The sequence below is a fragment of the Plantactinospora solaniradicis genome (assembly GCF_042658085.1).
In the GTDB taxonomy this organism is placed as follows: domain Bacteria; phylum Actinomycetota; class Actinomycetes; order Mycobacteriales; family Micromonosporaceae; genus Plantactinospora; species Plantactinospora solaniradicis.
Genome location: NZ_JBHSPR010000013.1, coordinates 223945 through 236038, shown reverse-complemented (window position 1 = coordinate 236038; position 12094 = coordinate 223945). Strand labels below are relative to the sequence as shown.

Genomic DNA, 12094 nt, shown 5'->3' with positions numbered 1-12094 from the left:
GGCTATTCGTAGCCGTACCGGACGTGCGGCAGGTACGGCGTCTCCAGCCTCGCCCGCTCCTGCTCGTCGAGGGAGAGGCCGACGGTCGCCACCGCGTCGTCGAGATGGTCCGGCCGGGTCGCTCCGATGATCGGGGCGGTCACCGCCGCGTTGTCGAGCAGCCAGGCCAGCGCGATCCGCGCGGGCGGCAGGGCCCGGTCGGCGGCGACCGCCCGCAGCGCGTCGACGACATCGTGGTCGTTGTCGACAACCCTCGACCAGGTCCCCTTCTCGTCGATCGCGCGGGGCGTCCGGCTCGGGTGGTCCCGCTCGGCCGCGCGGGCGAGCAGCCCACGGGCGAGCGGGCTGTACGGAAGGACGCCCACCCCCTGGTCCAGGCAGAGCGGCAGCATCTCCCGCTCCTCCTCCCGGTAGACGAGGTTGTAGCGGGTCTGCATGGACACGAACCGGGTGCCACCGATCGCCTGTGCCGCGTACTGGGCCTTCGCGAACTGCCACGCGTGCATCAGGGAGGCGCCGAGGTACCGCACCTTTCCGGCCCGTACGACGTCGTGCAGTGCCGCCATGGTTTCCTCGATGGGGGTTTCGGCGTCCCAGCGGTGGATCTGGTACAGGTCGATGTGGTCGGTGCCCAGCCGCCGCAGCGAGGCGTCGACGGAGTCCATGATGTGTGCCCGGGACAGTCCCCGGTCGTTCGGGCCCTCGCCCATCGGGTAGTAGACCTTGGTCGCCAGGACGTAGTCGCCGCGTCGCCGGAACAGCCGCCGGAGCAGCCGTCCGGTGATCTCCTCGCTGGCGCCGTCCGAGTACATGTCGGCGGTGTCGAAGAACGTCACGCCGGCCTCCACGGCACGTCGGACGATCGGCTCGGCCGCCTCCTCGGTCAGGCTCCAGGACAGGGCGGCCGGGTCGCCGTAGCTCATCATGCCGAGGCCGATCCGCGAGACCTTCAGGCCGGACGTACCCAGTCGGCGGTACTCCACTGTGGCTCCCTTCGTTCGGTGCCGGCCCGGTCAGGCCGCGCTCGCCGGGGCGTGCCGCTCCTGGTGCAGGGCGACTCCGCAGACGACGAGGACGACGCCGACCAGTTCGGCGGTGGTGGGGATCTGGGTGAGGACGACCACCCCGACGACCGTGGCGGTCGCGGGCAACAGCGACACCAGCAGGGCGTACGCGTGGCGGGTGAGTCGGGCCATGGCGAGCTGGTCGCAGACGTACGGGACGACCGAGGACGAGAGCCCGACGCCGACCCCGGCGGCCAGGGCGACCGGGTCCGTGAACGCCGGCACGGCACCGGTGATGCCGATCGGCAGCGCGATGACCGCCGCGATGAGCATCGAGAGCGCCAGGCCGTCGATGCCGCGTACGGCCGGACTCCGCGCGACCCGGTGGCCCACGACGATGTACACGCTGAACAGCCCGGCGTTCGCCACGGCCAGGGCGATCCCGAGGGGTTCGGCGGCGAGCCGGACGTCGGTCAGCAGGTACACCCCGCCGACGGCGATGGCGAGGGCGGCGGCGTTGCGTCCGGTGCGTGTGCCGAGCGCCGCCAGGGCAATCACGGGTACGAACTCGATGGCCGCGACCGTGCCGAGCGGGAGCCGGTCGATCGCCAGGTAGAAGCAGCTGTTCATGAGGGCCAGCGCGGCGGCCCAGCCGAGCAGGAGCCGGCGCGTCGGAGGGTCCAGGCGTCGCCAGGTGCGCCACGGTCGCCGCCACAGCGCGAGGATCATCGCCGCGGAGGCGATGCGCAGCCAGGCCACCCCGAGGACGTCGACCCGGGCGAACAGCAGCACCGCGAACGCCGGGCCCAGATAGTGGAAGACCGCGCTGACGACGAAGTACGCGTGCGGCGGTACGCGCTCGGCGAGCCCGCCGGTTCCGGGGGTCGTCCGCGCCGCCGTCGAATCGGTCTCGGCCACCTCACTATGGTTGAAGGTATGCAGGCCAAGGTCCATGTCGAAACGAAGGTCAGGGTGCGCTGATGTCGCCGTCGAGGTCGGCAAGACCGCCGAAGGGCATTCCAGATGGAAAGTCACTGCTGGACGACGTCAATCGGCGACTCCTCGACATTCTCGCCGACGACCCCCGGTTGACCGCCTCGGAACTGGCCCGCCGCGTCGGCATGTCCGCGCCCGCGATCCGGGAGCGGGTGACCCGGCTGGAACAGGCCGGCGTGATCCGTGGTTACCGCCTCGACGTCGATCCGGCGGCCGTCGGACTTCCGGTCGCCGCATGGGTACGGGTCCGGCCCGGTCCGGGGCAACTGCCCAGGATCGCCAAGCTGGCCGGTCAGGTGCCCGAGGTCAGCGAGTGCCACCGGATCTCCGGTGAGGACTGCTTCCTGCTCAAGGTGCACGTGCCGAGTATCGAGGCGTTGGAGGGCGTCCTTGACCAGTTTCTGTTGTACGGGCAGACCACCAGTTCGTTCGTCGTCTCCACACCGGTGCCACCCCGGCCACCGGCCGCCGGCCGCGCCGACTGACCCCACGGCACCGGCCCGGCTTCGTGGTGCCGTGCCGCCCGTTCGGCCGTCGGTACTCCACCGGACCGGCCGGCGTCGGCCGAGGGGTCGCCGGATGGTAGCTCTGGCGGAAGACCGGTGGCATGCTTGGCATCGGGCAGAACCCGGAGGTGCAGGGTGAGTGCACAACCACAGCAGGACGGTCCCACAGCCGTGCGGACAGTGTTGGGTGCGCAGTTGCGGCGATTGCGCGAGGAGCGGGGCCTGACCAGGGCGGAGGCTGGCGAGCCGATCCGCGCCTCGGAGTCGAAGATCAGTCGGATGGAGCTGGGCCGGGTCGGCTTCAAGGAGCGCGACGTACTGGACCTGTTGTCCCTCTACGGCGTGGATGACGAGCGGGAACGGGCGGCGCTGCTGGCGCGGGTCCGCGAGGCCAACGCACCGGGGTGGTGGCATCCGTACAGCGATGTCACGCCGAACTGGTTCCAGCGTTACCTGGGTCTGGAAGCGACGGCGACGCTGATCCGGAGCTACGAGGTCCAGTTCGTCCCTGGGCTGCTACAGACCGAGGAGTACGCGCGGGCGGTCGTGCGCCTCGGCCACGGTGCGGCGCGGGAGGACGAGGTCGCGCGGCGGGTAGGTCTGCGGCTGGAGCGGCAACAGGTGCTCAGCCGCCCGGATCCGCCCAAGCTGTGGGCGGTGGTGGACGAGGCCGCGCTACGGCGTCCGGTCGGTGGCCCGCACGTGATGCGTGACCAGCTCGAGGCGCTGATCTGCATCGTCACGAAGAAGCCCAACGTGCGGCTCCAGGTGCTTCCACTTGTCGCCGGTGGACACGCCGCGGCCGGTGGGGCCTTCAGCATCCTGCGTTTTCCCCAGCAGGACCTGCCCGACCTGGTCTACATCGAACAGTTGACGAGCGCGCTGTATCTGGACAAGCGCGAGGACGTCGAGTGCTACTTCGACGCGGTGAACCGCCTGTTCGTCGAGGCCGCTCCGTTGGAGGACACCGTCCAGATCCTGGAGCGGATCATCCACGACTTCGACGGGACGACCCGGTGACCGAATGTATCCTTGGCGCGTCATTGGACGGCGACGGACCGAGGGGTAGTGCGCGTGACCGAGGAGACAGATCCGTCCACTGAGGAGCGGACGGCCGGACCCAGGATTGACAGCACCGTTCCGCAGACGGCCCGGGTCTGGAACTACTGGCTCGGCGGCAAGGACAACTACGCCGTCGACCGTGCCCTCGGCGACGAGATCGCGGCGGCCTATCCGATCATCGTCGACATTGCCCGTGCCGACCGTGCCGTGCTGAACCGGGCCGTGCGGTACCTGGCCGGCGAGGCCGGTGTCACGCAGTTCCTGGACGTCGGCACCGGGCTGCCCACCACCAACAACACGCACGAGGTGGCCCAGGCGGCGGCCCCGGCGGCCCGCATCGTCTACGTCGACTACGACCCGCTCGTGCTCGTGCACGCCCGGGCCCTGCTGACCAGTGGCCCCGAGGGCGCCACGGACTACGTCGAGGCCGACCTCCGGGACACCGAGACGATCCTGCGGGAGGCGGGGCGGACGCTCGACCTCACCCGGCCGGTCGCGCTCATGCTGTCCGGGATCCTGGCCCACCTGCCCACCGTCGACGAGGCCCGGTCGATCGTGCGACGGCTCATGGATTCCCTGGCCGTCGGCAGTCACCTGGTGGTCGTCGACGGCACCGACACCAACCAGGAACTCAACGACGTGATGAGGATCTGGAACGAGTCGGCCAACCCGCCGTACGCGATGCGTAGCCCCGAAGAGATCGCCAGTTACTTCGATGGTCTGGAGCTGGTCGAGCCCGGCCTGGTGGATGTCACCCGGTGGCGACCCGATCCCGACCCGTCCGGCCCACCGCGCCCGCTGGACAATCTGGTCGGCGTCGGCCGCAAGCCCGCGAGGCTCTAACGGCATGTGCACCGCCGGGTTCGGCGGTGCACACCCCCGTGCCCCGGTGAGGGCGTCCCGCAGGTCGTGCGGGACGCCCTCACCGTCGGGCGGATCTGGTCAGGCGTCGTCGTCCTGGACGGTCAACTGCCCGTAGGCGTCGCCCACGGCCACCCCTTGAACGGCCTTGACCGCCACGACGTACCTCCGGCCGTCTCCGGGCTGGGTGTTGCCGGTCACCGCGATCGGGACGGAGATGCTGGTGCTGCCGGACGGGACGGTCACGACGCTGGCCGTGGCGAGCCCCGTGACGGGATCCACGACGAACACCCGTACCTGGCCGGTACCACTGCCGGAGACCTGGGTCGGTACCTGATAGGTGACGGTCCCGGAATTGCCCTCCTGGACCGTCCGCTCACCCAGGTCCAGCCGGGGCCGCGACACCGGCTGCGGGGCCGGAGTTCCGGACCGCCAGCCCCAGGCGTCGATCAGCCAGATCCTGGCCCAGGTTTCGCCCGCGCGCGGCACCACCTCCAGCGTCGCGACCTGGCTGAGGTTCAGCCCGGCCGCGCTGGCGTTGGTCAGCGGCATCCGCACCTCGTGGCCCCAGTCGGACGACGTCTGCGTCGGGGCGGGCCAGGGGTCGAGGGTGGTCGTGCCGAGCGTGGCGCGGCGGCCCGCGGAGTCCGTGATGGCGACGTCGAACTGGGTGCCCGGCGAGCCGGGCGGAACGACGACCCGCATCGCCACCGACTGTGCGCTGGAGAGCGAAACCGGTGCCGGCGGCCGGATACTGACCGGTGCGCCGGGCGTCGCCCAGGTCACCAGGACGGCGTGCCGGCCGGCCTCGGGGCTGACCGGGTCGAACGGGGCGAAGTGCGGCGACTTCGGGTTCTCGCAGCCGGTGGACGAACCCGCCGGGACGACCTGTTCGCAGAGCCGGCCGTTCGCGCCGCTCACCACGGTCGAGGCGGTGGGCACGATCAGACCTGTCCGGTTGCCGCCCACCGCGTGGCTGACCACCGTGGCCGGGTCCGTCGAGGGTGCCCGGAAGCCCGATCCGTCCAGCAGCGGGCGTACCTGGTCGTTGGCGGCCACGAACGTTGCGGCGGCGGCCGCCACGTAGGTGGCGCCGACGTTCTGTTGCTGGACGGGCGTCAGCCGGGTCGGCGAGGCCGACCGGCAGACCGGGTCGTGCGGGCTGGGGTAGTCGTCCCAGGACTTCGCCGCGGACAGGCCGGGGGTCCACTCGGTGTTGAAGTAGTTGTGGTTGGCGCCGAGCACGTAGGCGGCGCCGTGCAGGGCGAACCCACGGCCGACGCCACGGGTCGCGTCCAGGTACAACTCGCCTTCCAGGTCGGACAGGTCACCGTCGCAGCTCGGCAGGATGGTCACCGACGGTACGTCGGGAGCGGGGTTGTGGCTGTAGATCGACGGTGCGATCAACGCCAGCCCACGGATCTGCCAGCCGACCGTTCCCGGGTATCCGTCCTGAGCGGCGGGCGGCCGGTTGACGCTGTCGACGGCAGCCCGGCTGACGCCCTCGCCACCTCGGGAGTGCCCGACCAGCAGGACGTTGGACATGTTCGGCACGGGGGCGTTCCGTACCACGTCGGGTGCGGTGGGGCGGCCCGTGCCGGCCCAGTTCGCCCAGCGGCCCAGATGCAACCGGACCAGGGACGACCGGGCCTGTGCACCGGCGTCCTGGGGCGGCAGGCCGGCACCGTCCTGCGCGTTGATGCCGTTCGCGGAGATGGACACGGTCACGTAACCCTGCGAGGCGAGTAGCTGCTGGATCCGTTCGTACCCACGGTGACTCGGCAGCGCGTTCCAGCCACTGGGGCAGGGCCAGACCGTGGTCGGCTCGGCCGTGCCCTGGTAGCAGGTGGGGTGCCGACCATGCAGGATCAACACCAGTGGGCGCTGGCCGGACGTACCCTGCGGCGCCACGACGTAGCCGCGCATCTCCACCGGCACCGCGAAGCCTGGCAGCGTCACGTCGGGCAGCGTGTACTCGCCGGAGAGCGTCGAGTATGGACCCGGCACGCCCGGGTCGACCGCGTTGGGTGGCAGTTGGGCGGCCGCCAGCGTCGGCGGTGCCGTGGCCGTGCGGGGGATCGTCGGGTCCACCGCGACGTCGAGGCGCCGCCCGCTGGCCCGCACCTGGAGATCGGTCAGGTTTTGTGCGGTGACGTCGTCGATGGCCAGGTGGAAACCGCGCTGGTCTGGTGCGGCCCCGGGCCGGCCGAGCAGCCGGCCTCCGGCGTGGAACTCGACCGCGGCGTCGCCGGTCCGTACCAGTTGCTCCGAATGCCAGGTGAGTTCGAACCCGGACGCCGCCTTCGTCAGTGTCCAACCGTCCGGCAACGAGGACTGGGCGACGGCCAGCGTGCCCCGGTGCGGGTCACCAGGACTCGCCCAGGCGGCACCGCCGCCGCCGATCGTCACTGTGAGCGTTACCGCCGCCGTCATCACGGCTCTGCCAACCCGCATGAGCATGCTCCCCCGTGTATTCCGTTGTGGGCGGAGCGCCGCCACCTCGGGAGCGCTCCCAGATCAGATGCGCCGCCATCCTAGAGCGCCCGGATCGCTTCGATCAATGCGACGGGTGTCCATCTGCCTACTTTGGACTGACGGAACCCGACGCGGTGCGGAGGCGGCACGGAGCTGCGTCGGGTCTACATCGGACGGCGGCACCGGGTGCATCCGGATCCGATGTACGAGCGGTTCTGTTCACCACGTGTTCCAGCGGGTGTCATGTCGGGCAGTTGGGATGATCACGAACAAAGGCAACACCGACCACTGCCCGGAAGGCACCCCCCATGACGCAGTCCCCGCTGCCCCGTCGTCAGTTCCTTGCCCTGGGCGGCATCGCCGCAGGCGCGTCGATCCTCGCCGCCGAACCCGCCTCGGCGACGTCCGCCGTCTCGAACGACCGGTTCACCCTGCCGGGCTACGCGTTCACGCTCGGCGTCGCGTCCGGCGACCCGACGCCCGACGGCGTCGTGCTCTGGACCCGCCTGGCGCCGGACCCGCTCGCCCTCGACGGGCTCGGGGGCATGCCCGACCGCGCCGTCAACGTGCGGTGGGAGGTGGCCGAGGACGAGAGATTCCGTCGGGTGGTGCGCCGTGGCGTCGAACGGGCCACGGCCAGCTGGGGGCACTCGGTGCATGCCGAGGTGCGCGGCCTACGGCCGGACCGCGGGTACTGGTACCGGTTCCGGGTCTTTGACCAGGTCAGCCCGGTGGGCCGGACCCGCACGGCACCGCGTCCCTGGACCACCCTCAAGTCGCTGACCTTCGCGTTCGCGAGCTGCCAGGCCTACACCGACGGCTACTTCACCGCGTTCGAGCACATGGCCCGCGAGGACCTGGACCTGGTCGTCCACCTCGGGGACTACATCTACGAGGGCGGCGGCGCGGGCTCGATCGGGCGCGCACACCTCCCGGCCGTGGAGACGTTCTCCCTGACGGACTACCGGATCCGGTACGCCCAGTACAAGCTCGACCCGGCGCTGCGGGCGGCGCACGCGGCCGCGCCCTGGGTGGTCGCCCCCGACGACCACGACGTGGAGAACAACTGGGCCGGTGACCACTCGCAGCCGGACACCGAGCCGGACCAGGACCCGGCCGTGTTCCGGCTCCGCCGGGCCGCCGCCTATCAGGCGTACTACGAGAATCTGCCACTGCGTGCGTCGTCGATGCCCCGGGGCCCGGAGATGCAGGTGTACCGGCGGCTGCGGTTCGGCGACCTGCTGCAACTCGACGTGCTCGACACCCGGCGGTTCCGTGACCAGCAGCTCACCGACCAGTCGCTCCGCTGGGACCCGAACCGCCAGATGCTCGGCGCCAGGCAGGAGGCGTGGCTGCTGGCCGGACTCCGCGCCTCCACCGCGCGGTGGAACGTGCTCGGCAACCAGATCTTCGCGATGGAGGCCGACCACACCGACGGCGCGGCGGAGACGTTCGGCATGGACACCTGGGACGGGTACGCCGCCGCGCGCCAGCGGCTGTTCGAGGGCGTGGCGGCGCGACGGGTCGAGAACTTCGTCATCATCACCGGCGACGCTCACCGCAGCGTGGCCGCCGACCTCAAGCTGGACTTCGCCAACCCGGGCTCGCGCACGGTCGGCACCGAGTTCCTCGGCACGTCGATCAGCTCGGGCGGCAACGGGACGGACATGGACGCGCTCGGCGTCACCTGGCTGGCCGAGAACCCGCACATGAAATTCCACAACTCCCAGCGCGGGTACCAGGTCTGCCACCTCGGCCGTGGCGAAATGCGTACCGACTACCGGGTCGTGCCCTTCGTCAACGCGCCCGGAGCCCCGGTCTCGACGCGGGCCAGCGTCTACGTGCAGAGCGGAAGGCCCGGGGTGGCACACGTGTCGGCCTGACACCGGTGCAGGGGTCCCGCCCCGGTCGAGGAGATCCCCGGTATCCGGCGTACCTGGTGGCTCGCCACCAGGTACGCCGGACGCCGTCAGCTGGCCAGCTCGGAGCGGTCGCCGGCCCACAGGGTGTGGAAGGATCCCGGCCGGTCGACCCGCTGGTAGGTGTGCGCCCCGAAGTTGTCCCGCAGCCCCTGAATCAGCGCGGCGGGCAGTCGGTCCCGGCGCAGCGCGTCGAAGTAGGCCAGCGACGAGGAGAACGCCGGGGTGGGCACCCCGGCCCGGGCGGCGTCGGCCACCACCCTCCGCCAGCTCGGTACGCCGTCGCCGGTCGCCTTGGCGAAGTACGGCGCCACCAGCAGCGTCGGCAGGTCCGGCTGGTCGTCGTACGCCTCGCGGATCCGGTCCAGGAAGCGGGCGCGGATGATGCACCCGCCACGCCAGATGCTGGCCACCGCACCCCGGTCGATCTGCCAGCCGTACTCCTGGCTGCCGGCCTGGATGTGGTCGAAGCCCTGCGCGTAGGCCACGATCTTCGAGGCGAGGAGTGCCTTGCGGACGTCCTCGACGAACACGTCCCGGTCCTCCACCTGCCAGGCGGGGGTGTCGGGGAAGGCCCGGGCGGCGGCGGCCCGTTGATCGGCGTGTCCGGACAGTGACCGGGCGAAGGTGGCCTCGGCGATGCCGGTGATCGGGATGCCCAGGTCGAGCGCGCTCTGCACCGTCCATCGGCCGGTGCCCTTCTGCTCGGCCCGGTCCAGCACCACGTCGACGAACGGCTGACCGTTGGCGTCGGTGTGGGCCAGCACGTCGGCGGTGATCTCGATCAGGAACGACTCCAGCTCGCCCGAGTTCCAGGTGCGGAAGATCTCGGCGATCTCGGCCGGACTCGCGGACAGACCGGCCCGCAGCAGGTCGTAGGCCTCGGCGATGAGTTGCATGTCGGCGTACTCGATGCCGTTGTGCACCATCTTCACGAAGTGCCCGGCACCGTCCGGTCCGACGTGCACGCAGCACGGCACCCCGTCGACCTGCGCGGCGATCGACTCGAACATCGGCCCGAGCTTGGCGTACGACTCGGCCGAGCCGCCCGGCATGATGCTCGGCCCGAGCAGTGCGCCCTCCTCACCGCCGGAGACGCCGGTGCCGACGAAGTGCAGACCGTGCTCGCGCAGTGCCTCCTCGCGGCGGCGGGTGTCGTCGAAGTGGGCGTTGCCGCAGTCGACCACGATGTCGCCGGCGTCCAGCAGCGGCACCAGTTCCTCGATCACCGCGTCCGTCGGCCCGCCCGCCTTGACCATCACGATGACCGCGCGGGGCCGCTCCAGCGAGTTGACGAAGTCGGCCAGCGACTCGCCGGGCACGAAGGTGCCCTCGTCGCCGTGCTCGGCGACCAGCCGCCGGGTGCGCTCGGGCGAGCGGTTGTGCACCGCCACGGTGAACCCGTGTCGAGCCAGGTTACGGGCCAGGTTCCGGCCCATGACCGCCAGCCCGGTCACCCCGATCTGAGCGCCCGTTCGCGGCGCGGTTGCTTCTTCGGTCATCCTGACCGTCCACCTTTCCTCGGCAGCACCGTTTGGCATCGTGCCTTCGTGACCGTATCGCGGCGGGCCGCCCATGCCGACGCCATCGGTGGCCTGGTGCGGTGCCGAAATACCTCGACCCCCTGGTGACCTGGGATCTTATCGGTGGCCAGACGGCCGGGTCGGACGGATCACCGGTGTCATCGCCATCGCTGTCCGACGGCGGCTCCGCTACTGTCCGCGTTTCCCTCTGGTGATGCCCGTTCGAAGGCCGGGCGAGGTGGGCGCCCGGCCCGGATGGTTACCGGTGGTTCAGGTGGCGATGCAGGTGGTGCAGGTGGTTCAGGTGGCGGTGCAGGTCAGGGTCGGTGCGCCGTTGCTGCCGTTCCACGAACCGATGAAGCCGAACGTGGTGCCGGCTCCGGCGGCGAGGCTGCCGTTGTAGCCCACGTTGCGGGCGGTGACGGTGGATCCGCTGGTGGTGACCGTGGCGTTCCAGGCCTGGCTGACCGTCTGGCCGTTGGGGAACGCCAGCGTGACCGCCCAGCCGCTGATGGCGCTGCCGCCGGCGGTGACCCGCACGTCGCCCTGGAAGCCCCCGGACCACTGGCCCACGACCGAGTACGTCGCGGTGCAGGCCCGGGTGGCGCCGGGTGGCGTGGTCGTCGGCGTCACCGGCGGCGTGGTCGTCGGCGGTGTGGCGGTCGGCGTCGTGGTCGGCTGCCCGCCGCTGTAGATCGTGGCTTCCCTGGCCGTGGACCTGATGCCGTTCGCGCCGTTGAAGATCCGCTGACCCCAGGTGGTGAGCTGGGTGGGGTCGAAGTTGACCGTCATGTCGAGGATCGGATCGGTGTTGCCGCTCCATGACCAGGCGAGATAGCCGAGGCCCCGGGAGTTGGCCTCGGCCAGGATCGTGTCGTGGTCCACCTCGTTGGGGTTGAACCGCCAGCCGAACTCGCCGATGACGAGCGGCCATCCGTTGCTCTGGAACCGGTTGAGGTAGTCGGTGATGCTGGCGGCGGTGTTGAACACGGCGTACATGTGGATCGACAGCACGGTGTTGCGCCTGCTGTCGGCGTTCAGGATCGTCTGGGCGTTGTCCCGCATGACGTACTGCCAGTCCTGACCCCAGTTCGGCGCGTCGACCATGAGCAGATGCTCGAAGCCGTTGCTGCGCATCTTCTGGATGGCGCCGGTGGTGGCGTTGATCCACTGGCTGGCGTTGGTGTTCCCGATCGGTTCGTTGCCGATGTTGATGACGACGTAGTTCTCCTGGCCGACGAGCGCGCTCTTCTGGCTGATCCAGTAGTCGACCGCCTCGTCGAGGCTGGCGGCCGCGCCCTCCTCGCCGTATCCGGTGGTGTCGTGCACCTCCAGGACGCAGATCAGCCTGTTCTGCTTGCACAGCGAGATGACGTTGGCGACGTCGGTGGAGGGACCCCATCGCTTGCCGCTGCCCAGCACCACGCGCACGGTGTTGGCACCGAGCGCCTTGATGTTGGCGAACGCGCTGGTCTGACCGGTGAACCAGACGTGCGGGTGGTTGACCCCCCGCATGATGAACCGCTGGCCGTTGGCCTCGACGATGTTGGTGCCGCTGACCCGCAGGCCCACGGCGGCGTCGGCGGGGCGCGCGAACATCAGGACGGATGCCGCGGCGACGAGCAGTGCGACGCCGAGGACGGTGAGTTGTCTCTTCATGACCTACCTCTGAGGGAAGGCCCCGGAGCCGGGGCAGGATGGGCCCGTTACGGACCCGCTGATCGTTGCCCGGCTCACAGCGGCAATCA

Annotated in this window: 9 protein-coding genes; 4 read left to right on the top strand and 5 right to left on the bottom strand. The window is 70.6% G+C overall.

Features of this window, described 5'->3' with window-relative positions; all coding sequences use genetic code 11:
- Positions 1–2: 2 nt before the first annotated feature.
- Both ACFP2T_RS18860 and ACFP2T_RS18855 read right to left on the bottom strand, forming a co-directional pair.
- The gene (locus ACFP2T_RS18860; RefSeq protein WP_377423821.1) at positions 3–926 is read right to left on the bottom strand and encodes an aldo/keto reductase; all 924 of its coding nucleotides are present in this window, start codon (positions 924–926) and stop codon (positions 3–5) included.
- Positions 927–1013: 87 nt separating this feature from the next.
- On the bottom strand, positions 1014–1922 hold the full coding sequence (locus ACFP2T_RS18855) for an EamA family transporter (protein ID WP_377423482.1): 909 nt from the start codon (positions 1920–1922) through the stop codon (positions 1014–1016).
- Between the two features lie 62 nt (positions 1923–1984).
- On the opposite strand from ACFP2T_RS18855, the gene ACFP2T_RS18850 reads away from it, so the two are divergent.
- The 3 genes from ACFP2T_RS18850 to ACFP2T_RS18840 all read left to right on the top strand — a co-directional run bounded on the left by ACFP2T_RS18850 (position 1985) and on the right by ACFP2T_RS18840 (position 4411).
- Positions 1985–2485 (top strand): Lrp/AsnC family transcriptional regulator, encoded by a 501-nt coding sequence (locus tag ACFP2T_RS18850; RefSeq protein ID WP_377423479.1) that lies wholly within the window; start codon positions 1985–1987, stop codon positions 2483–2485.
- 156 nt (positions 2486–2641) lie between these two features.
- Entirely contained in the window at positions 2642–3526 is an 885-nt protein-coding gene (locus tag ACFP2T_RS18845) for a helix-turn-helix domain-containing protein (RefSeq protein ID WP_377423476.1), read from the top strand.
- Positions 3527–3580: 54 nt separating this feature from the next.
- Positions 3581–4411, top strand: a complete 831-nt coding sequence (locus ACFP2T_RS18840) for an SAM-dependent methyltransferase (RefSeq protein ID WP_377423473.1) — start codon at positions 3581–3583, stop codon at positions 4409–4411.
- A 99-nt stretch (positions 4412–4510) separates the two neighbouring features.
- Here ACFP2T_RS18840 and ACFP2T_RS18835 read toward each other — a convergent pair whose 3' ends face one another.
- Entirely contained in the window at positions 4511–6883 is a 2373-nt protein-coding gene (locus ACFP2T_RS18835; protein WP_377423470.1) for an alpha/beta hydrolase, read from the bottom strand.
- 329 nt (positions 6884–7212) lie between these two features.
- Between ACFP2T_RS18835 and ACFP2T_RS18830 the strand changes: the two genes are divergently transcribed.
- Positions 7213–8787, top strand: a complete 1575-nt coding sequence (locus ACFP2T_RS18830) for an alkaline phosphatase D family protein (RefSeq protein WP_377423468.1) — start codon at positions 7213–7215, stop codon at positions 8785–8787.
- Positions 8788–8873: 86 nt separating this feature from the next.
- Here the strand turns inward: ACFP2T_RS18830 and gndA are convergent, their stop codons facing one another.
- A complete protein-coding gene (gene gndA, locus ACFP2T_RS18825) occupies positions 8874–10325 on the bottom strand; it encodes an NADP-dependent phosphogluconate dehydrogenase (RefSeq protein WP_377423465.1) in 1452 nt (483 codons plus the stop codon).
- A 321-nt stretch (positions 10326–10646) separates the two neighbouring features.
- On the bottom strand, positions 10647–12005 hold the full coding sequence (locus ACFP2T_RS18820; RefSeq protein ID WP_377423462.1) for a cellulase family glycosylhydrolase: 1359 nt from the start codon (positions 12003–12005) through the stop codon (positions 10647–10649).
- Between the last annotated feature and the right edge of the window lie 89 nt (positions 12006–12094).

Excerpts from the sequence above, each read along its gene's own strand:
- ACFP2T_RS18835 (WP_377423470.1), bottom strand. The coding sequence starts at position 6,883 with ATGCGGGTTGGCAGAGCCGTGATGACGGCGGCGGTAACGCTCACAGTG.
- ACFP2T_RS18850 (WP_377423479.1), top strand. The coding sequence starts at position 1,985 with ATGTCGCCGTCGAGGTCGGCAAGACCGCCGAAGGGCATTCCAGATGGA.
- gndA (WP_377423465.1), bottom strand. The coding sequence starts at position 10,325 with ATGACCGAAGAAGCAACCGCGCCGCGAACGGGCGCTCAGATCGGGGTG.
- ACFP2T_RS18830 (WP_377423468.1), top strand. The coding sequence starts at position 7,213 with ATGACGCAGTCCCCGCTGCCCCGTCGTCAGTTCCTTGCCCTGGGCGGC.
- ACFP2T_RS18860 (WP_377423821.1), bottom strand. The coding sequence starts at position 926 with ATGATGAGCTACGGCGACCCGGCCGCCCTGTCCTGGAGCCTGACCGAG.
- ACFP2T_RS18820 (WP_377423462.1), bottom strand. The coding sequence starts at position 12,005 with ATGAAGAGACAACTCACCGTCCTCGGCGTCGCACTGCTCGTCGCCGCG.